The organism is Tenacibaculum skagerrakense (genome assembly GCF_004345825.1).
Classification (GTDB): Bacteria; Bacteroidota; Bacteroidia; order Flavobacteriales; family Flavobacteriaceae; genus Polaribacter; species Polaribacter skagerrakensis.
Window position 1 is genome coordinate 338,643 of the sequence record NZ_SLXM01000002.1, and the last position, 21,788, is coordinate 360,430.

Annotated in this window: 19 protein-coding genes; 10 read left to right on the forward strand and 9 right to left on the reverse strand. The window is 29.0% G+C overall.

Annotation, left to right across the window (positions count from 1 at the left end; translation table 11 throughout):
* Nucleotides 1-2 precede the first annotated feature (2 nt).
* From EV195_RS05880 to EV195_RS05890, 3 genes are read right to left on the reverse strand one after another with little or no spacing between them, the layout of a single operon-like run.
* The gene (locus EV195_RS05880; protein ID WP_132793900.1) at nucleotides 3-611 is read right to left on the reverse strand and encodes an arsenate-mycothiol transferase ArsC; all 609 of its coding nucleotides are present in this window, start codon (nucleotides 609-611) and stop codon (nucleotides 3-5) included.
* Between the two features lie 32 nt (nucleotides 612-643).
* Nucleotides 644-976, reverse strand: a complete 333-nt coding sequence (locus EV195_RS05885) for an ArsR/SmtB family transcription factor (RefSeq protein WP_132793901.1) — start codon at nucleotides 974-976, stop codon at nucleotides 644-646.
* Between the two features lie 33 nt (nucleotides 977-1,009).
* A complete protein-coding gene (locus EV195_RS05890; protein WP_132793903.1) occupies nucleotides 1,010-1,525 on the reverse strand; it encodes a flavodoxin family protein in 516 nt (171 codons plus the stop codon).
* A 147-nt stretch (nucleotides 1,526-1,672) separates the two neighbouring features.
* Here EV195_RS05890 and EV195_RS05895 point away from each other — a divergent pair, with 147 nt between their 5' ends.
* The 4 genes from EV195_RS05895 to EV195_RS05910 all read left to right on the forward strand — a co-directional run bounded on the left by EV195_RS05895 (nucleotide 1,673) and on the right by EV195_RS05910 (nucleotide 6,877).
* Nucleotides 1,673-2,527, forward strand: a complete 855-nt coding sequence (locus EV195_RS05895; protein WP_132793905.1) for a PPK2 family polyphosphate kinase — start codon at nucleotides 1,673-1,675, stop codon at nucleotides 2,525-2,527.
* Nucleotides 2,528-2,536: 9 nt separating this feature from the next.
* Complete coding sequence (locus EV195_RS05900) at nucleotides 2,537-3,379, forward strand: 3'-5' exonuclease (protein WP_132793906.1); 843 nt, start codon at nucleotides 2,537-2,539, stop codon at nucleotides 3,377-3,379.
* A 1-nt stretch (nucleotide 3,380) separates the two neighbouring features.
* Complete coding sequence (locus EV195_RS05905) at nucleotides 3,381-3,866, forward strand: ABC transporter ATPase (protein ID WP_132793907.1); 486 nt, start codon at nucleotides 3,381-3,383, stop codon at nucleotides 3,864-3,866.
* 89 nt (nucleotides 3,867-3,955) lie between these two features.
* Nucleotides 3,956-6,877 (forward strand): glycoside hydrolase family 3 N-terminal domain-containing protein, encoded by a 2,922-nt coding sequence (locus EV195_RS05910; protein ID WP_132793909.1) that lies wholly within the window; start codon nucleotides 3,956-3,958, stop codon nucleotides 6,875-6,877.
* Nucleotides 6,878-6,880: 3 nt separating this feature from the next.
* On the opposite strand, the gene EV195_RS05915 is transcribed toward EV195_RS05910, so the two are convergent.
* The 5 genes from EV195_RS05915 to EV195_RS16645 form a co-directional block, all read right to left on the reverse strand.
* A complete protein-coding gene (locus EV195_RS05915; RefSeq protein WP_132793911.1) occupies nucleotides 6,881-7,519 on the reverse strand; it encodes a DUF4159 domain-containing protein in 639 nt (212 codons plus the stop codon).
* Between the two features lie 428 nt (nucleotides 7,520-7,947).
* Nucleotides 7,948-9,051 carry a helix-turn-helix domain-containing protein gene (locus tag EV195_RS05920; protein WP_165915689.1) on the reverse strand — a complete coding sequence of 368 codons (1,104 nt, stop codon included), beginning with the start codon at nucleotides 9,049-9,051 and terminating at the stop codon, nucleotides 7,948-7,950.
* A 226-nt stretch (nucleotides 9,052-9,277) separates the two neighbouring features.
* Nucleotides 9,278-9,982 (reverse strand): 16S rRNA (uracil(1498)-N(3))-methyltransferase, encoded by a 705-nt coding sequence (locus EV195_RS05925; protein ID WP_132793914.1) that lies wholly within the window; start codon nucleotides 9,980-9,982, stop codon nucleotides 9,278-9,280.
* Nucleotides 9,982-11,100 carry a GTP cyclohydrolase gene (locus tag EV195_RS05930; protein ID WP_132793916.1) on the reverse strand — a complete coding sequence of 373 codons (1,119 nt, stop codon included), beginning with the start codon at nucleotides 11,098-11,100 and terminating at the stop codon, nucleotides 9,982-9,984. The genes EV195_RS05925 and EV195_RS05930 overlap by 1 nt, the downstream gene beginning before the upstream one ends.
* Nucleotides 11,101-11,124: 24 nt before the next feature.
* The gene (locus tag EV195_RS16645) at nucleotides 11,125-12,444 is read right to left on the reverse strand and encodes a transporter (RefSeq protein WP_165915690.1); all 1,320 of its coding nucleotides are present in this window, start codon (nucleotides 12,442-12,444) and stop codon (nucleotides 11,125-11,127) included.
* Between the two features lie 128 nt (nucleotides 12,445-12,572).
* On the opposite strand from EV195_RS16645, the gene EV195_RS05940 reads away from it, so the two are divergent.
* Both EV195_RS05940 and EV195_RS05945 read left to right on the forward strand, forming a co-directional pair.
* Nucleotides 12,573-12,854, forward strand: coding sequence for a DUF4834 family protein (locus EV195_RS05940; RefSeq protein WP_243693074.1), 282 nt, complete (start codon nucleotides 12,573-12,575; stop codon nucleotides 12,852-12,854).
* 2 nt (nucleotides 12,855-12,856) lie between these two features.
* Nucleotides 12,857-15,256, forward strand: a complete 2,400-nt coding sequence (locus EV195_RS05945; RefSeq protein ID WP_132793918.1) for a YfhO family protein — start codon at nucleotides 12,857-12,859, stop codon at nucleotides 15,254-15,256.
* Here EV195_RS05945 and EV195_RS05950 read toward each other — a convergent pair.
* Complete coding sequence (locus EV195_RS05950) at nucleotides 15,245-17,014, reverse strand: helix-turn-helix domain-containing protein (RefSeq protein WP_132793919.1); 1,770 nt, start codon at nucleotides 17,012-17,014, stop codon at nucleotides 15,245-15,247. The genes EV195_RS05945 and EV195_RS05950 overlap by 12 nt on opposite strands.
* Before the next feature lie 248 nt (nucleotides 17,015-17,262).
* On the opposite strand from EV195_RS05950, the gene EV195_RS05955 reads away from it, so the two are divergent.
* From EV195_RS05955 to EV195_RS05970, 4 genes are read left to right on the forward strand one after another with little or no spacing between them, the layout of a single operon-like run.
* The gene (locus EV195_RS05955; RefSeq protein ID WP_132793921.1) at nucleotides 17,263-17,787 is read left to right on the forward strand and encodes a methyltransferase domain-containing protein; all 525 of its coding nucleotides are present in this window, start codon (nucleotides 17,263-17,265) and stop codon (nucleotides 17,785-17,787) included.
* Nucleotides 17,784-18,968 (forward strand): glycosyltransferase family 4 protein, encoded by a 1,185-nt coding sequence (locus EV195_RS05960; RefSeq protein WP_132793923.1) that lies wholly within the window; start codon nucleotides 17,784-17,786, stop codon nucleotides 18,966-18,968. Before EV195_RS05955 ends, EV195_RS05960 begins: the two co-directional genes overlap by 4 nt.
* Nucleotides 18,965-20,248 carry a glycosyltransferase family 4 protein gene (locus EV195_RS05965; RefSeq protein ID WP_132793925.1) on the forward strand — a complete coding sequence of 428 codons (1,284 nt, stop codon included), beginning with the start codon at nucleotides 18,965-18,967 and terminating at the stop codon, nucleotides 20,246-20,248. Before EV195_RS05960 ends, EV195_RS05965 begins: the two co-directional genes overlap by 4 nt.
* 4 nt (nucleotides 20,249-20,252) lie before the next feature.
* Nucleotides 20,253-21,743, forward strand: coding sequence for a lipopolysaccharide biosynthesis protein (locus EV195_RS05970; protein ID WP_132793927.1), 1,491 nt, complete (start codon nucleotides 20,253-20,255; stop codon nucleotides 21,741-21,743).
* Nucleotides 21,744-21,788: the final 45 nt, after the last annotated feature.

The following is a 21,788-nucleotide window of genomic DNA, read 5'->3' on the forward strand; positions in this document are numbered from 1 at the left end:
GTTTAATTTAATTTTGATAAAACATAATATATTTCTGAAGCAATTTGATTACTTCTAGTTAAATAAACTTCACTTTGTTTATCTGTATTATCTGATATTTTTGGATCTTCATAAGTAATTGGAATTCTAATTTCTGAACCTGCTACAAAAGGACAGCCTCCATCAGCTTCAGAACAAGTCATAATCGCCGCAAAACTTGAATTAGGATTGAATTTGTTATCATATTTTTTAGAAAAACTAATAATAGGATGACAAGTTGAGTCAAATTTTATAGCATAAATAGGATTTTGTCCTTCACTTAATTTCTTTATTTCAAATCCTTGATGTTCGAGTGTTTGAATAATAGGAAGCGCAATAGATGTAGCTTCAGTTCCTCCAGAATAAGTTGTTATGGAGTTTATGTTAAAATACTTTGCAAGTGTTTGCATCCATATTTGACCTAAATGACTTCTTCTAGAATTATGAGTACATATATAGTTGATTCTAATTAACTCATTCTTGTCTATCTTTTTTTGTAAATAATCAATAAATGGATATAAAATTTCTTTTCTTATTTCAGAAATAGGTAAGAACGAAATGTTTTCTATTGTTTTTTCTAATTCTTTATTCATTGTAATATTACGATTAATTGTTTTAAATTTTTTTAGCAACAGTTATTATTCTCATCTGAGAATATTAACAGAAACTGAGAAAGAATAGTCTTAATTTCAGACCATTTTTTTTCATTCAAACAGTAACAAATACTAGTGCCTTCTATAGTCCCTTTAATAATTTCAACTTTCTTTAGTTCTTTTAAATGCTGAGAAATAGTAGGTTGAGCTAAACCAATTTCGTTAACTAAATCACCACAAATACAAGTTTTAGTTTTAGCCAAGTATTCTAAAATTGCAATGCGAGCAGGATGACCAAGTACTTTAGCAATACTTGCTATTTCATTCTGCTCTTGTGTAAATATTTCAGATTTTGTTAATCCCATTTATTTATCTTTATATTGCAATATTACGATTAATTAATTTAGTAAACTATTTTTTAGTTCATTTATTTTAGCTTTAGCCTCATGGTGTATTTCATTAGTGTCTTCATCAAACCATACATGAACATCACCAATATAATCCATTCCTAAATATTTTGCACTTTCTACAAAAGGCATTTCAAAACCTTTTCTTCTATCATTTCCTCCAGAATTACTTATCATAGCCATTTTTTTACCTCTCATTTTTCTACCTAATTCTTTTTTATAATGTAGTAAGTCAGATAAACGATCGAAAAATACTTTCAGGATTCCGCTCATTGTGTACCAATATACAGGCGTAGCAAAAACAATAGTATCGTACTTTTCAATTATTTCTTCCATCAAGGGGATAAAATCATCATCAGCATTTTTAAACTCATAACTAAAGTGACCTATTTTTTTATCAAATAAATCAATAATATCAAAGTCAGTATTTGAGTTTAAATAATTTATAACTTTATTAGTGTTCCCTAGTTTTTGTGAACTCGCTTGTATAATTACAGTTTTTTTCATTCTTAATTTAAATTTAGATTTTAAAAGTAATTATACGCTTCATTTCATTTTAACAAAATTAATTGCTAAAATTGATGCGATTCAAGGTAAAATCGATTAAAAAAAGCATATATTTTTATACATTTATGCTATAAATTGAAAATGCAGATGGATAAAAACAAATACAAGGTTTTGCAACCTGTTGAGCTTCAAAAAATTCCTACGCTCGAACCTATTGAAGATGCAGAGAAAAAATTAAAGAAGGTTAGAAAAAAAATAGCTGATTTACAAAATACTATGTATGCAGAAGGTAAATATAGTGCGCTTATATGTTTACAAGGTATGGATACTTCTGGAAAAGATAGTTTAATCAGAGAGGTTTTTAAGCAGTTTAATGTTAGAGGAGTTGAGGTGTATAGCTTTAAAGTGCCAACTGAGAAAGAGTTAAAACATGATTTTTTATGGCGTCATTACATTGCGTTGCCTGCTAAAGGAAAAGTAGGCGTTTTTAATAGAACTCATTATGAAAATGTTTTAGTAACAAGAGTCCATCCAGAATATGTGTTTTCAGAGAATATTCCATCTGTGAATAGTTTAGAGGACTTAGATGACGATTTTTACTATCGAAGAATGGAAAGAATTAATCAGTTTGAAAAACATGTTGCAGACAACGGAACAATTATTTTAAAATTCTTTTTACATCTTTCTAAAACAGAACAAAAAAACAGGCTGCTACGAAGATTAGATATACCAGAAAAAAACTGGAAATTCTCTGCAGGAGATTTGAAAGAGCGAAAACTTTGGGACAAATATCAAGAATGTTATGAAGATGTGATTAACAGAACTTCAACTGAATATGCTCCTTGGTTTATCGTACCAGCTGATGACAAACCAACGGCCCGATTTATAGTGGCAAATACCATTTTTGAGGAATTCAAAAAATATAAATTCAAAGAGCCAGTTTTAGAGCCAGAGTTGATGGAGAAATTAGATGAGTTTAAAACTCAATTACATAATGAATAAATTACCTAAATGGAATTAAATCTTACAAAACCTCTTGTGTTTTTTGATCTAGAAACAACTGGAGTAAATATAGCTACAGATCGAATTGTTGAAATTTCTATTTTAAAGATATTCCCTAACGGAACACAAGAAAGTAAAACATGGTTAGTTAATCCAGAAATTGAAATACCTGCACATGTAACTGCTGTACATGGTATTACAAACGAGAAAGTTGTTAATGAACCAACATTTAAAGAATTGGCTGATAAAATTAATGAAATGATTGGTGATGCTGATTTAGCTGGATTCAATTCGAATAGATTTGATATTCCACTTTTGGCTGAAGAGTTGTTAAGAGCTGGTATCGATTTTGATATGGAGAATAGAAAAGCCATTGACGTTCAGGTGATTTTTCATAAAAAGGAACAAAGAACATTAAGTGCTGGATATAAATTTTATTGTGGTAAGGATTTAGAAGATGCGCATTCTGCTGAAGCGGATACGTTAGCAACTTATGAAATTTTAAAAGCCCAGTTAGATAAATATGAAGATATAGAAAACTCTGTAGATGCTTTAAGCGAATATTCAGCTCATACTAAGAGAGCAGATTTTGCAGGTTTTATATTATTTGATGATGAGAAAAAAGAAATTTTCTCTTTTGGAAAATATAAAGGACGAAGAGTAGTTGATGTATTACAAGAAAACCCAGGATATAATTCATGGATTCAACAGGCAGATTTTCCGCTGTATACAAAAAAAGTTTTACGTCAAATAAAAGAAAGAATGTCTAAGGCTAATGAAGCTACAGCTACAGATACAATGTCGGATGAAGAAAAGTTGAAAGCTTTACAACAAAAATTTAATTTAAGATAATATGTACGTATCATATAACGATTTGCCGAATACATCTAGAGTTTGGATATACCAATCTAACAGAGAGTTTACTCAAGAAGAGATAGAGATTATTTCGGCTAAGGCTATTTTATTTATTGATCAGTGGACGAGACATGGAGATGATTTAAAAGCTTCGTTTACTATTAAGTATAATCAGTTTTTAATTATTGCTTTAGATGAAAGTTTTAACAATGCATCTGGTTGCTCTATAGATGCTTCTGTACGTTTTATTAAATCTTTAGAAGAGGAATTAAGAGTTGATCTTATGGATAAGCTAAATGTTTCTTTTAAAGATGGAGAAAGAATAAATGTTGTTAGATTATCCGATTTTCAAGATTTTGCAAAGGAAAATAAGGTGAATTCAAACACAATAGTTTTCAATAACATGGTTACAACCAAAGAAGATTTCGAGCATAAATGGGAAGTTTCAGCTAAAGAAAGCTGGCATAACCGTTTTTTGGTATAACTATTGTTTTTATAAGTATAATCCCTGCTATTCTGATGTAATAACTAGAGATGTAATATCTCAAACTAAAAAGCGCGTGTAAGATTTTTATGGAGAAAAGAATACTATTTTTATTGATTCCGTTATTTGCAATTGTTGTAAAAGCTCAACAAACAGATCCGTTAAAAGCAGAACAATACATACTTCAAAATGAATGGGTCGATAGTATTATGAAGTCTATGACTGTTGAAGAAAAAATTGGACAGTTATTTATGATTCAGGCGTATTCTAACAAAGATGCATCACATGAGCAATTTGTAAGCGAAATGATTACCAAATACCATGTTGGTAATTTAATCTTCATGAAAGGAACACCAGAAAAGCAAGTTCAATTAACTAATAAGTATCAAAATTTAACTTCTAAAGTTCCATTATTAATTGGTTTTGATGGAGAATGGGGCTTGGATATGCGTTTAGAAAACACCTATCGTTTTCCATGGAATATGACGCTAGGAGCTATCCAAGATAATAAGTTGTTAGAAGATTTAGGTAAACGTATTGGAGAGCAATGTAAAAGAGTTGGAATACATGTTAATTTTGCTCCTGTTGTAGATATAAATACCAATCCAAATAATCCAATTATTGGAAATAGATCTTTTGGAGAATCAAAAGAAAGTGTTGCTGATAAATCAATAGCGTTTACCAAAGGAATGCAAAATGCAGGAGTTTTAGCGAATGCAAAACATTTTCCAGGTCACGGAGATACTGCTACTGATTCTCATTTGACGTTACCTACGATTAATTTTTCTGAAAGAAGAATAGATTCTATTGAATTATATCCTTTTAAAAAACAATTTGAAGCAGGTGTAGCTAGTGTTATGACAGCACATTTAAGTATTCCTTCTTTAGAAATGAATTCAAACTTACCCTCTTCCTTATCTGAAAATGTAGTAACAAACATTTTGAAAGGAAAAATGGGGTTTCAGGGGTTAATTTTTACAGATGGTTTGAATATGAAAGGAGCAGCTGATTATGCAACACCGGCAGAAATTAATTTAGCAGCTTTTAAAGCAGGGAACGATATTTTATTAATCCCTCAAGATGTTCCAAATACAATAGCGTTGTTTAAAGCTTCGATAGAGAAGGGAGATTTAACAGAGGAACGATTAGATTTTTCGGTTAGAAAAATTTTAAAAGCAAAATATCTAGTTGGATTAAACAGATTTACACCAATAGCTGAAGAAAATTTACTAGAAGATTTAAATACCATCAAAGATCAATTATTACATCGTAGGTTACTTAAAAATTCTGTTACAGTTGTTAAAAATAACTTCAATACAATTCCACTTAAACATTTAGAGCAAAAGAAAATAGCTTATGTTCAATTAGGAGATGATTCGGGAGAATATTTTGCTTCAACGCTGAAAAAGTATACTAAAGTTGATGTTGTGTCTGATCCAAATTTAGGCGGGCTTTTAGAGAAACTTAAAAAGTATAATTTAGTAATTGTCGGTTACCATAAGTCAAATAAAAACCCATGGAAAGATTATAAATTTTCCAATAAAAATTTAGTTTGGCTTCAAGAAATAGCTAGGAATAATGAAGTGATTTTAGATGTTTTTGCCAGTCCTTATAGTTTGTTACAAATTTCAACATTTAAAAATATAGATGGTGTTGTAGTTTCTTATCAAAACAGCCAACTATCTCAAGAATTATCAGCTCAAGCTATTTTTGGAGCTTTTGATATTAAAGGAAAATTACCGGTTTCTATCAATAACAATTTTGTTGCTGGACAAGGAATAGAACTAAAATCACTAAAAAGGTTAGGATATACTATTCCAGAAGAAGTTGGAATGTCTTCTAAGAAACTAGAATCAATTGATCGATATATAGATACAATATTAACCGAAAAAATGGCTCCTGGAGGACAGGTGATTGTGGCAAGACACGGAAAAGTTGTTTACAATAAAAGTTTTGGTTATCAAACAGATAATAAAAGAAGAAAAATTAAAGATTCTGATATTTACGACTTAGCTTCTTTGACAAAAATATTAGCTACTTTACCAGTAGTCATGAAGCTTGAAGAAAATAAGAAACTTTCGCTTTTTTCAGATTTAGATGATTTACTTCCGTCTTATAAAGAAAGTAATAAAGAAGGATTAAATTTAAAGCAAATACTTTCTCATTATGCTCAATTAAAATCATGGATTCCGTTTTACATTCAAACGTTAGACTCTGTAACGGGTAAGGTATCTAAAGAATTATATAGAAGGAATAAATCAAATAACTTTAGCATAAGAGTAGCCAAAGATTTGTATTTAAAAAGCACCTATAAAGACTCAATTAAAACATATATAATTGATTCAGATTTAAGAGAGAGTGAAGGTTACAAATACAGTGACTTAGGGTATTATATTTTAAAAGATATTATAGAGAGAAAATATGAAATGCCTTTAGATAAAGTAGTTGATGATGAGTTTTATAGATCTTTAGGGTTGGATAGAACTTCTTACTTACCATTAAAAAAATTCAATTGGACCGAAGTTGTTCCTACCGAAGAAGATGATTATTTCAGAAACCAACTATTAAGAGGTTATGTGCATGATATGGGAGCTGCAATGCAAGGTGGAGTAGGAGGTCATGCAGGTTTATTTGCCAATGCTAATGATGTAGCTAAAATTATGCAGATGTATTTGCAAAACGGTTACTATGGTGGAGTACAATATTTAAAACCAGAAACAATTGAAAAATTCAATAAACGCTATTATTCTCATGTAAGAAATAGAAGAGGTTTAGGATTTGATAAACCACAGATTAATCCTCGTGAGAAACCAACTTGTGGTTGTGTTTCAGATAATAGTTTTGGACATAGTGGTTTTACTGGAACGTATACTTGGGCAGATCCTGATTCTGGAATTGTATTTGTTTTTCTATCGAACAGAGTATACCCTACGATGAAAAATAGAAAATTGGTAAAAAGTAATGTTAGAACTAAAATTCAAAGTGCTATTCAGGAAGCTATTATTAAATAGCAACTAATTTTTAAAAGCATATTCGATAATATTTGCTCCCATTTTTAAGGCTTTCAATCGTACTTCTTGCGGATTATTATGTACAATTTGGTCTTCCCATCCATCGCTCAAGTCACTTTCATAATCGTAAAAAACAACTAGCCTACCTTCGTAAAAAATACCTAAACCTTGTGGAGGTTTTTGATCGTGTTCATGAATTTTAGGTAATCCGTTAGGAAATTTAAACGTTTGATTATAAATAGGATGGTTTTTTGGGATTTCTTGTAAGCTTAGTTTAGGAAATATTTTTTTTAATTCTCTTCGGATGTATTTATCTAAACCATAATTATCTGAAATATGTATAAAACCACCAGAAATTAAGTAGTTTCTTAAGTTTTCAATATCATTATCATCAAAAAAAACATTACCGTGTCCTGTTAAAAACAAAATAGGATAATTAAATACATCAATATTGCTAGGTGAAACAGTTGCAATGTTAGTGTCAATTGAGGTCTTACAGTATTGATTAGTGAATTTTACCAGGTTGGGTAAAGAAGTAGGGTTTGCATACCAATCACCACCTCCTTGATATTTCAATATTCCAATTTCTTGTGAATTAATACATAAACTATACAAGAATAAAAGGAATGTGATTTTTTTCATTAAAAATATTTTTATGCAAGATAAGATAAATAAGAAATAAAAAAAAGCACCATTCCCTTCTCAATGGTGCCTCTTTGTTTGTGAAGTAAAGTAGTAAATAATAATCCCTAAAATATATTTACTGGTATATGTAAGTTTCATTACAAATTTAAATAGATTAAAGGTAATCAAACTCCTAAAACATCTAATTTGGATGATTTAGGACAACTTTATAAAAAAAAACACTGTTTTATAACAGTGTTTGTGCTTTTCCCTCTTCATAGAGAAGCTTAATAACCTCTCTATAAGCTTTAAAATACTAGTAGTAGCGGTAATTATACTAGTTTAAGTGGATAAATTACTCACTACTTTGATATGCCTTAAAAGTATGATGTACAAACTTTTAAAAGTCCTAAATCATCCAATTTGGACGTTTTAGGACAGGTTTATTATGAAATTTTATCAGTTAACTGTTTTTTTATATGATTATTTTTAAAAGCCAAAGGTGTCATTCCTGAATGTTTTTTAAAAACATCATAAAAAGCCGATTTAGAGTTAAAACCTGATTCTAAACCAATAGAGGCGATAGTATAACTTTCGTATTTATGGTCAAGCAAAAATTTTTTGGCTTGATTTACACGCATTTCATTAATGTAATCAACAAAACTTTTTTTAGCATTCTTGTTAATTGTTGACGATAATGTACTAGAACCAATATTTAAATCAACAGATAAGTTTTGTAAAGTATATTTTGGTTGTAAATATATTTTTTCAGCTTTTATAAACTTATCAACTAGTAAAAACTGTGCTTCATACTCATGTTCACTTTCCTTACTATTAGTATCATCAGCATTTTCTTTATCAGATCTTTGTTCTATGTCTAAGTCCTCACGAATATTTTTTCTTTCTTTTAGAATACGTAAATATCTGAGTCCTTGGTAACCTAAAATAAATATAATTACTGTGGTTGATATACGTAATGGATAATAAGAGTAGATAAAGCCTGTAAAATTAAGACTAAACTTTATCGCTAAAGCTGATACCCAAAGTATGTAAACTAGTAAGGTAAGTTTGAAAAAATTATATATCCATTTTAAACTATCGTATGTCAATATTTTGGTAAATAATTGCTTCTTTCCTTTAAGAATGTAAAACGAGTAGGCAAATACAGAAATAGAACCTAACAAACTTATTAATTCTTCAATCGAAGTATACCTTTCATACATATAATTAAGCTCTTCTTTAGTTCCTCCACCCAAAGAATGGTTTAACACAAAAGATATTTGAGCTATACACATAATTAAAAAAACAACTACAAAGTATTTGAGCAGCTTTCTTGACTTGTCATAGATGTCTAAATAATTAATTAAAAAAGCATAAAAGAAAGGAGCACTTAAGAAATGCCAAGGAACTTGGATATAATCAAGCATGAATTTATGTTGAAATAAATTTCTCTCTAAAGCCCAAGATTGAAAATTATTTAAGGAAATAGTCAAAATCATTAGGTTTAGAAACAGCAAACTCTTGTCTTTACCATATTTTGAAAAAAACATGATTAAACAAAGTGCAAATCCATGGAGCGCACTTATAAGCAAGAACATATTAAAAAAGTCTGCAGTGCTCAAGGTTTCTAGTAATTAAGTTGTTTTTTGACTCTTAAATTTAACAAAATAAATACAAAATGGAGGTGTGAAATCTGTAATTATTACCTGCTAAAACTAAAGATATGACAGTTAAATGTAACTAAAATTGATTGAAAACACAATAATTTCTAGGGATTTAGTGTAAGAAACTAATACTATGAACTGCAACTATTCCTGCTGTTTCAGTTCTTAGTCTACTATCTCCAAGTGTAATAGGAATAAAATTTGACTTGATAGCTTCTAGAGTTTCCTTAGGAGAAAAGTCGCCTTCTGGACCTATTAATATGGTAATTTTTTCACCTGTAAATTCAAATGATTTCAGCGCTTTTTTTTCTCCTTCATTGCAGTGAGCAATTAGTAGATTACCTTCAATACTGTTTTTAATAAAATCATTAAAACTTGTTAAATCGTTTAATTTAGGAGCAGTATATTTCAAAGATTGCTTAACAGCAGAAAGCATGATTTTATGCAATCGATCATGTTTCACAACCTTTCTTTCGGAATTTTCGCAAATGATAGGTGTAATTTCATCAATTCCAATTTCTGTTGCCTTTTCAATAAACCACTCTAAACGATCGATATTCTTTGTTGGTGCGATAGCTACATGTAAATAATAATTCCATTCTTTTTCTTTGAACTGAATGTCTACTATTTTAACAACACATTTTTTGTCACTTTCTATAATTATTTCAGCGGAAAAAAGAGAACCTTTACCATTTGTTATGTGTAAAATATCTCCTTGTTTTTTTCGAAGTACTCTAATGATGTGTCGACTCTCTTCTTTGTCGAAAAGAATCTCTTTAGTGTTTTCGTCTATATTTGGATTAAAAAAAAGCTGCATTATAAATCTAATCGATAGGTTCTTCTTCGTTTGTGAGTTCTAGGATTGAATTGAGACCACAATTGATGGATTGCTAAGTTATCTTCTAGCTCTGGAGTTCTAATACAATTTTCAATTCCTTTTTCACCAAAAGTTTTATGAAACTCTTCAAAAATAATGGCAGTTACACCTTTATTTTGATAAGCAGGATCAACTCCAATAAGATAAAACGTAACGTCTTTTGAGTTTTTTCGTGCGTTTAGTAAATGAAAAATTCCAAAAGGAAATAATTTACCTTTTGCTTTTTGTAGTGCTCTAGAAAAAGAAGGCATAACAATAGCAAAAGCAACTAATTTCTGATGTTCATCAATAACAAACTTAATGTATTCTGGATTGATAAAACTAATATACTTCTTCTTAAAATGTTGAATTTGAGCATCTGAAATAGGAACGTATGTTGAAAGTTTAGAATAGGTTTTGCTAAACAATTCAAACATTTCGTCTACATAAGGCATAATGTCTTTAGTTTTTGTAAAATTCAGCGCTGTTAGATTATATCTCTTTTTTAGAATTCTACCTGCTTTTACATGCCTTTCAATTTTAATGTCTTTATATAAAAACTTATTCTCTAGGTATTCTTTCTCTTTTCTAAATCCTAGTTGCTCCAAATGTTCTTTATAATAAGGATGATTATACCATGTAATCATAGTACCAATCTCGTCGAATCCTTCAATTAGTACTCCTGTTTTATCCAAATTATTAAAACCAACTGGCCCTTCAATATATTCAAGATTATTTTCTAAAGCGATTTCTTTTACTTTATCTAAAAGAATTTTGGTCACTTCAATGTCATCTATAACATCAAACCAACCAAATCTCATTTTTTTAATTCCTTGCTGCGCTACTTCATAACGATTAATGATTGCAATTACTCGTCCTACAATTGCATTGTTTTTTAGAGCAAGAAAAAAACGAGCATCCGCATTTTCAAAGACAGGATTTTTAGTCTTGTCGAAGTTTGCAATCTCATCATTTATAATAGGGGGTACCCAAAATTTATTATTCTTATATAAGGAAAAAGGAAATAAAACAAATTGTTTCATTTCCTTTTTTGAATGTATTTCTTTTAGTTGAATCATATCACAAAAATAGAATTATAATATCTATCCATTATCCTTTTCCTCTTTTTCTTTCTCTTCTTTTTTCTCTTTTTCCTCCTCCTTTTTTAACTCTTCCTCGAGCTTTTTAATTTCTTTTTCTAACTTTTCTTGTTCTTTCTTTTTTCTCTTTTCTTCTTTTTCTTTCTCTTTTTCTAGTTTCTTTTTAGCCTTTTCTTCATCTTTTTTCTTCTTTTTAGCTGCTTTTTCTTTCTCTTTAGTAGTTTTCTTTTTTGCTTTCTCGTCTTTTTTGGCGATATCATCTAATACCGATTTTTGACGAACTCTAACGCGACCTTCATCTTGTTTTTCTAATTCTTCCTCTGTTTTATCAGTTTCTAGTTGAGGTCCTGTTTTATCTTTCTTCTTGAATAAGTTTTTAATCTTATCAATTACGCGGCCAAAGAATCCTTTGTTATAAGTTTGAAGCTCATCTCCTTCAATTTTATTACCAAACTCATCAAGTTCCACAAATTTATCTACATGATTATTAATTCTGTATGAGACACCAATGCTAGTATATAAACCAGTACTGTTTTCTTGAAAAGTAGCTCTTAAAGAAGAGTTTATTTGTAAATCTCTGTTAAATAAATACGCAGCTCCAAAACCAAAATTACTTTGACTTTCTTGCTTGTTGAATAACGATTGCTGCTCAACAAAACCAGACCATTTATCAGTAAAATTGTATGTTCCAGTAACCACATAAGAAAACTCAGGTAAATAGCCGCCAATGTAATTATAATGGATATTGGTTATTACATTTAACTTATGTGAGAATTCATTTTGCAACAAAACACCAAGCTTAGGAGTAATTCCTCCTCTAGCATGATAATCGCTTAAAAAAGAGCCAAAATTTATTCCTCCATATACAGCAACATGTGGAATCCATCTAGACCAATCGAAAGAATGTCTCTCTTTCCAGCTTCTTATTTCTTTAGATTTATCTTTATATTTTGGTTTGTAAACTAAATATTTTGCACCCAATGTAAATTTGCCAAACCCAAACTCAGATCTAGAAGATTCAAAAACATTTAAAAAAGCAAATTCGTTTTGTTGAAGAGCAGTAGTTAAACTCAATTCTAAAAACTCATCAAGCAATCCCATTCTGTAGTGTAATTCTAATCCAGTAGCTCTTGGATTACTAAATGTTGGAATAGCGGAAGCATTTCTATGAAAGAAACTACTTTCAAATTGATATATACCTGTACCAACACTGTAAGGACTTTCAGAAAACCCAGGTTTATTCGAATTTATCAATTCCGTGTATTGTGCCCAAGTTGTTGAAAATAGTAACAACAATACTACACTAAAAAATTTTTTGATCATATTCACCACAAACATTTACACGTGTTACAAACATACAGTAAAATTATCAATCTAATAAGTTTACAGGATTATTAACGTAAGGTTTTAGTTCAAATTGTTATTTTTGATTGCTTTTTTATGTAAACAGAATGATCGAGATCCATCAAGCAGGACCAATGAATTTTATTAGAACACTACTTATCATCGCTTTAGTGTATTATACACTTAAATTTTTAGCTAGACTTTTCGCTCCATATTTAATGAAAAAAGCGGTTAAAAAAATGCAAGAGCGAGCTGAAAAACAATATGGAACTAACAAAAACAATGAAAGTGTTAAAGTTGGTGAAACCATCATAGATAAAAAACCAAATCAATCAAAAGAAAGTGATAAATCAGTAGGAGAGTATATTGATTTTGAAGAAATAGATTAACTATGAAAGTAAATAAGCTATTAATTTATACAGGAGCAGTTGTATTATTTATAATTGTTTCTGTCTTGTATTTTAACCCAATTCTATCTGGAAAACAAATTAAACAATCAGATATCGATCAGTTTAAAGGGATTTCAAAAGAGTTAAAAGAATTTAGAGAAGAGAATAATAAAGAAGCTTACTGGTTAGGAAATGCTTTTAGTGGAATGCCTGCTTATTTAGTAAGTGCAAATTATGAAAATGATTTTTTAAAAGAAGTAGATAGGGTTCTACGATTTTTACCAAGACCTGCAGATTATTTATTTCTTTATTTTTTAAGTTTTTTTATACTACTCACTACGTTAAAAGTAGATTGGAAATTATCCATACTAGGAGGCTTAGCTTTTGGTTTTTCAACATACCTAATAATTATAATTGGGGCTGGGCATAATGCAAAAGCGCACGCAATTGTTTACATGCCAATTATTATCTCAGGAGTTTTATTGATATTTCAAAACAGGTATTTACTCGGTTTTATTTTAGCAGCACTAGGAATGGCTATGGAAATTGGTGCAGGTCATATTCAAATGACGTACTATCTAGGTTTTTGCTTACTAATTCTGGGAATTGTAGAATTAATTGAGGCTATAAAAGATAAAAAAATCACCAGTTTTATAAAACAAACGTCTGTAATTATTGTAGCATTTATAATTGGAGTAGGAGTAAATGCCTCTAGATTAATGGCTACTAAAGAATATGCTGAACATAGTATAAGAGGAAAATCTGAATTGACTATTGATGTTGATGGTAAACCAAAGAAGAAAAAATTCGCAGGTTTGGATTACGATTATATTACACAGTATAGTTATGGAAAATTAGAAACAATGAATTTATTAGTTCCAAGATTTATGGGTGGAGGAACTATTGAAGAATTAGGAGAAGGTTCAAACCTATTCAATGAGTTTGAAAAAATGGCTGGAACTCAAGCAGCCAGATCTTACACTAAAGAATCGTTAACCTATTGGGGAGACCAACCTATAGTTGAAGCTCCTGCTTACATTGGAGCTGTCGTAATATTTTTATTTTTTATTGGAGTTTTTTTAGTCGAAAGAAAATTAAAATATTGGTTAGTTTCTGCAACAATCTTCTCGATTGTTTTAAGCTGGGGAAAAAATCTAGCTTTTGTTACTAACTTTTTCATTGATTACGTTCCGTTATACGATAAGTTTAGAGCAGTTTCCTCAATACAAGTTATTGCTGAATTATGTATGCCTTTATTGGCTGTTTTAGGGCTAAGTGAACTTTTTAAAAGTCGTAAGTCTAATGAAGAAAAATTTGAATCATTAAAGAAATCTTTTATCATAACTACAGGACTTATAGTAGTTGGATTTTTATTAGCGCATATGACTTCTAGTTTTGAAGGAATTCGCGATAATCAATATCAACAGTATCCTGCTTTATTAGATGCTTTAATTAGCGATCGTAAATCGATGTTGTTTTATGATAGTCTTAGGTCGATTGTTTTAATTCTTTTAACCGCAGGATTAGTTTATCAATTTTTAAAATATAAATTAAAGAAGCAAGTTGTTTATGGAGGGGTATTAGCTTTAGTGTTATTTGATTTAATATCTGTAAATATAAATTACGTTAACAAAGAAAATTTTGTAAGTTCTAGATTAATAGAAAAACCGTTTACTCCTAATAAAGTTGATTTAGAAATTTTAAAAGATACTAGTTACTATAGAGTTGCTAACTTCACAGGAAACTTTATGAATGAAAACAGGACATCTTTCTTTCATAGGTCAGTTGGAGGTTATCATGCTGCAAAATTAAAAAGATATCAAGAGTTAATTGATTATCAGGTTGCAAAAAATAATATGGAAGTATTCAATATGTTGAATGCAAAGTATTTTATTGTCGGTGAGGATAAGTTCGAAGTTAACAAAGAGGCTAATGGCAATGCATGGTTTGTGAGTTCACTTATACCAGTTACATCTGCTAATGAAGAAATAATAATGTTAACTAATTTAGATACTAAAAAAGAAGCTGTTATTAGAGGTGATAAATATACCGGAACTACTAAATTTGCTTCAGATTCTTTAGCTACAATTAGTTTGGTTAAGCGTGACTTAAACGATTTAAAATATCTTAGTAATGCTACTAAAAATCAATTTGCAGTTTTTTCTGAAATATATTATGGAAATGGTTGGAATGCATATTTAGATGGAAAACTAGTTCCGCATTATCAAGTTAATTATGTCTTAAGAGGAATGCAAGTGCCAGCAGGAAAACATACTATTGAGTTTAAGTTTGAACCTACAGTAGTTGCCAAAGGAGGAAGGTTATCTTTATATTTTTATTTATTATTAGTGCTAGTACCTTTTATTCTGGTGTTTTTAAAGAAGAAAAATCTACTTACTTAAATTTTTAATATATTCTGAAGGAGATATATTCATGTATTTTTTAAAAGCTCTGCTGAAGGCTGATGCATTTGTATAACCAACAATATTAGCTAAGCCTTCAATGGAGTATTTTTTATAATATTCCTTATTCTTAATTAAATCTACAGCATATTCAATTTTTTTTTGAGTGTAGTATTGCTTAAAAGGAACGTCATAATGTTTGTTATATACAAAAGATACGTATGTACTATTGGTATTTACTTTTTCTGCAATAGTGTTTATTGAAAAATCATGTTTTAAATACGCCTGGTTGACTTCAACTTGCTTAAGTTGATCCAATATTTTTTTCTCTAATTGTGCTTCAATATTATAATTAACCTTTGACTTTTCAATTGTTTTATTACTTTGAGATTTTTCCTTTTCTAAATCCTTTTTAGCATTTACAATAGTAATTTCTAACTCATCACTTTTTTGAGAGATTTCTTTCTTGTATTTTTTTCTCTTAAATAAAAAGAATGATGAAATTATGACTAGAATTAACGTGTAAAGTATCGTGGTTGTTAGGTTCTTCTTTTTTTCTTTTTCAATAATAGTATTATTTAGCTCTGTAATTTTTTCAAGATCATTATCATATAGTAGTTGATATGTTCTCTGTTTGTTTTCTTTACTAAAGTTGAATTCTTTTAGCGTAAGTTTTGAATATTTAATAGCGCTATCAAGTTCATTGATACGATTATATTCATTAGAAAGAATGTCATAAATAGTAATTAATCTACTTCCTTTAAGATTATTGTTTTCAAGTGATTTTTTTGCTGAATAAATAATAGAATCATATTTATTCAAACCATTAAATATAAGTGTTTTGTAAAAGTAAATTTCACTTTCATAGTCTATATCATCCATGTTTTTAGGTAAAATTAAAGAATCAATTAATTTCAAGGCTTCTTTGTATTCTTTCTTAGTTATTAGAATATCAGCTTTTCTAAATTGATAAATTAATTTAGAATCTGGATGTGGTGGGATAATTTTTTTAGCGGAGTTATAAGCCTTTTCAAAACAAATCGATGCAGAATCTAATAGGTATTCTTTCTTTGTTTTTTTATTTAAAGCCATGTAAGTTTGTCCTAAAAGGTATAGTGTGTTAGCTTTTACATGAGTTAAATTTTGTTGGTCATAAAAATCGTTTTCACGGTTAATTTTTTGGTCAACTTTTTTAATTATTTTAATTAAAATAGACTTAGCCTCTTCTTCTTGATTAAGATCTTTTTTTATAAGAGCTTTTGAATTTTCAATATTTACAAAATAATCAAATCCATCAAAGTTCTTGTTTTTAACATTATCTAAAAAATCAGACATTGAGAGCAAATTTTTATATGCTTTTTGATATTCTTCTGAATTTTTATGAATCCAAAATAATCTGTTTAATGTGCTTAATTTTATTTTGGTAAAACAAATATTTTTAGGATTGATATTTAATAATGAATCTACTTTTTGTATTGTTTTATCAATTACTTTTTTGCATTTTTCAATTTCATTTTTTCTGTAATGGTAATACGCTTTAGCAATTAAAGCTATTAATTTTTCACAAGGATTTGATGAAAGTTCTCCTTTATCAGAGTAAAATAAAAGACTATCTAGATTAGTGTTTTTAAATTCACTCATCTTTCTAAAAGTCTCACTTTCTTTATAATCATTAATCTGATGGTTAGCTTGAGAAATTAATATTAATGAATAAAAGAAAAATAGTAAGATTAAACTTAAATTTTTAGAATTCTTCAATTCTTTGGGTATTTAAATTTGTTTGTGCTTTTTATAAAAAGTCGAATATAAAGTTTTTTCTTGAGAAGAATAAAAAATAGATTTGTGTGCTATAAAATTGAAACACCTAAGGGAGGGAAACTGCATTGATAAAGAGCATCTAAATTAAAAAGGAACAATTAATATTGTTCCTTTTTAATTTTATTAAAAAATTATATAGAAAATACTATTTGAATGTATAGATTTGTTTGTAAATAACTAATACTATCATGTTTCCGAACGTACCTACTTATCGATATAATAAAACAATTGATTTTTTAAAAAGAGTATTACCGCCTCCTGCTGTTGTTTTAGATTTAGGTGTTAGAAATCCATTTACCGAAATAATGGAAAAAGAAGGATATACGGTATATAATACGAATGGCGAAGATTTTGATTTGATGCCTGAAGTAGTTAAAGATTTTGAAGTAGATGCAGTTACTTCTTTCGAAGTATTTGAACATTTGGTTTCTCCTTTTAGTATTTTGAGAGAAATTAAGTGTAATAAACTTATTACTACTATACCTTTGAGATTATGGTTTGCTAGTGCATACAGAAGTAAAACAGATATGTGGGATCGCCATTTTCATGAGTTTGAAGATTGGCAGTTTGATTGGTTATTAGAAAAATCGGGTTGGGAAATAAAAGAAGCTGAGAAGTGGATTAGCCCAACTAAACTTAATGGGTTTAGACCAATTCTTAGGAGGTTTACACCTAGATATTATGCCGTTTTTGCTGAAAAAAAGAGAAAATGAGAATAGGTATGATTTTAGATGACGTTTTCCCTCCTGACCCTAGAGTGGAAAACGAAGCTATTGAATTAATAAAAGATGGACATGAAGTATTTCTTTTTTGTTTAAATTATAAAAATCAGAAAAGAAATGAGGAGGTTAATGGGATCAAAGTAATACGATATAACAGTAATAAGTTAGAATACAAGCTTTCTGCGCTGGCTTATTCAATACCGTTGTATACTATGTTGATGAAAAAAAAAGTTAAAAACTTTTTAAGAAATAATAATATAGATATAATTCATTGTCACGACATTAGAGTAGCAGAAGCAGTTTTTCAGGCAAATAAAAGTTTTAAACTACCAGTTGTTTTGGATATACATGATAATATTCCTGAAAACATGAAGTTTTATCCCCATCTTCAAAAGTTTCCTGGAAAATATATTATATCGCCAAAAAAATGGAAACAAAAAGAGCAAGAATTTATAGAAAAGGCATCTTATGTAATATCAGTTTCCCCTCAATTGGTTTCAGAATTAAAAGATAGAGTTTATAATCCTCAAAAAGTTGTTTTAGTTTCTAATACAATTAGTACATCTTTTTATTTAAATGCAGAGTTTGACGAAGAATTGATTAAGAGCTATACTAATTACTTCACTATGTTGTATCTTGGCGACACTCATACTAGGAGAGGTTTATTATTGGCAATAGAAGCTGTTTCAAAACTTAAAGATGAAATAACAAATATTAAACTGGTGATAGTTGGTTCAAGCACAACTGATTATATGTTGAAAAACAAAGTTCAAGAATTAGTTCTAGAAGACTACGTTGATTTTAAAGGTTGGAGAGATGTTAAATTGTTTCCTTCTTTTATAAAAGCAAGTGATGTTTGTTTATCTCCGTTACATCGTAGTAAACAACATGATGTAGCTTATGCAAATAAAATTTTTCAGTATATGAGTTTTGGTAAACCTTTATTAGTTAGTAATGCTACAGCTCAAAAGGAAATGGTAGAGCAAGTAAATTCTGGTTTGGTTCATGAAGATAGGGATGTAAATGATTTTGTTGTTAAATTACTAAAACTATATAACAACCCTGAATTAAGAAATACGTTAGGGAAGAATGGAGAAAACTTTGTTAGAGATTCTTACACATGGGATAAAACTTCTAACGAATTAAAAGAAATATATAAAACAATTATTTGAAAGTTTTAATAGTTACATATTATTGGCCACCTGCGGGTGGAGCTGGAGTTCAACGTTGGTTGAAGTTTACAAAATACCTTAGAAATTTTGATATTGAGCCTGTAATTTTTACGGCAGATAATCCTCATTATCCAATTTTAGATGATAGCTTACATAGAGATATTCCTGTAGGAGTAGAAGTGATAAAGTGTCCAATATTTGAGCCTAATAATTTACTTTCTAAAGTAAAGAAAAAGAAAGTTAAAAATAGCGCAGGTTTTTTGGAAGAAAATCCGTCGATGCTTTCTAAAATAATGATATACATTCGAGCGAATCTTTTTATTCCAGATGCTAGAATGTTTTGGATTAAACCTTCTGTCAAGAGGATTAAAAAGTATTTATCTGAGAATTCTATTGAAGCTTTAATAACAACAGGGCCACCTCATAGTCTTCATATGATTGGTTATCATTTAAAAAAACAATTAGGAGTTAAATGGATTGCTGATTTTAGGGATCCATGGACTGGAATTGATTATTTTCATTTATTACCATTAACTAAGTTGGCTAAAAAGAAACATTTTCGATTAGAAGATAAAGTATTTAAGAATGCAGATAAGGTAATAATGGTTAGTAAAACTTCTAAAGAGAAATACGCTAAACAAGCTAAATCAATAGAAGTTATTACAAATGGTTATGATACTGATGGTATAGAGGAAGATTCATTAGTTCTAGATACAAAATTTACAATATCACACATTGGCTCAATGAATGCTGCAAGAAATCCAAAAATACTTTGGGAAGTATTGCATAATATTGCTGAGGAAAATCCGGATTTTAGTAATGACTTGCAAATTCAACTAATAGGTAAGTTAGATGAAAAAATTGTAAAGGAAGATATTGAATCTTATAACTTTAAAAATGTTCATCAGTTAGATTATGTTCCTCATCAGGAAGCAAAGAAATATCAAAAGCAGTCTCAAGTTTTATTATTAATTGTTAACGATACTCCAAATGCTAGAGAGATAGTTACGGGTAAAGTTTTCGAATACATACAAGCTAAAAGGCCTATAATTGCAATTGGACCTGAAGATGGTGATTTAGCCGATGTACTAAACGAAACAAATGCTGGTAAAACTTTCGATTATCAAAACAAAAAAGATTTAAAAGCAGAGATTAAAAGCTTGTATAAAAAGTATAAATTAGGAACGCTTACGGTTAATTCGTCTAATATAGAAAAGTTTCATAGAAAGCAATTAACCAAAGATTTGTCAGAAATTATAAAAGGGCTAGCCAAAACATAAGAAATTGGGCATAATATTTAAACAATCATTTAAAAATACCATAGTAATCTATTTGGGATTTATTATTGGAGGATTAAATACAGTTTTTTTCTATCCAGGTATTTTAGGAGATACTTTTCAAGGTATAGTAACGGTGTTACTTTCATACTCAAATTTAATAATGCCTTTAATGGCTATGGGTGTTCATTACACCATTATTAAGTTTTTTTCAGTCTATCAGGAGAAGATAGAAAAAGATAAATTTTTGTCAATTGCACTGATACTTCCTTTATTGGTTGGTATTCCTGTGGGGTTTTTATGGAATAATATTCAAGATTTTATTGTTGCTAATTTTCTTTCAGATGAAAATAAAGATATTGAAAGTTATACAATAGTAATTTATATAGTTTCAATTTGTTGTGCTTATTTTGAGGTTTTTTATGCATGGTCTAAAGTGCATTTGAAATCTGTCGTTGGAAACTTTTTAAAGGAGTTTTATAATAGGGCAGTAGTGCTCATTCTATTATTATCTGTTTCTTTTGAGTTAATTACGAAATCTCAGTTTATTTTCTGGCTTACTGGTTTCTATATTCTAAGAACACTTATAATGATGTATTACGCATTTAAAGTGTATTTTCCTAAGTTCACTTTAAGTTTGCCAAAAAATTATAAAGAAATAGCCTCTTATTCGCTATTTATAATATTTGCAGGAAGTGCTGGAGCATTAATTCTAGATATTGATAAAGTAATGGTGACTGGTAAGGAAGCTTTTAGCGCAGCAGCTTATTATACTGTTGCTGTTTTTATTGGTTCTTTTATTGAAGCGCCTAGTAGAGCTCTTGGTCAAATTTTACAGCCACTTACTTCAAAATCATTGAATGAAAATGATGATGCAGAAGTTGATAGTTTGTATAAGAAAAGTTCTATCAATTTATTGGTTATAGGAGGATTATTTTTCCTATTAATTAACTGTAATATAATTGAATTATTCAAAATGATGCCAAAAGGATATGATCAAGGAGTTTTTGCTGTTTTGTTAATTTCTATTGCTAAAATGTATAATATGTTTCTTGGTAATAATGGTCATATTCTATCGAATTCAAAGTATTACAGAGTTACATTTCCAATTGGTATTGGTACTGCATTAACGGTTTATTTTTTAAATGTGCTCTTTTACAGAAAAATAGATATGAGTACCGATGGTCTGGCATTGGCAACACTTATCACAGTTTTTATTTTTAATACCATTAAGCTTTTATATGTTCATTTTAAAATGAAAATGAATCCAATAACTAAAGAGTCTGGAATTACACTTCTATTGATTTTAATAATGTTTGCTGGCTTCTACTTTTGGGATTTTAACATACCAGAAATTAAACTTTGGGGGCTACCTATACATTCATTTATAAACATGATATTAAAGAGTATTATAATAGTTTGTTTATACATTTATTTAATACTTAAATTAAATGTATCAAATCAAATAAATGCTATAGCTGAAAGATTAAGGAAATAAAATAAAAAGACTTGTATATGTAAGGGGGTAACAAGTCTTTTTAAG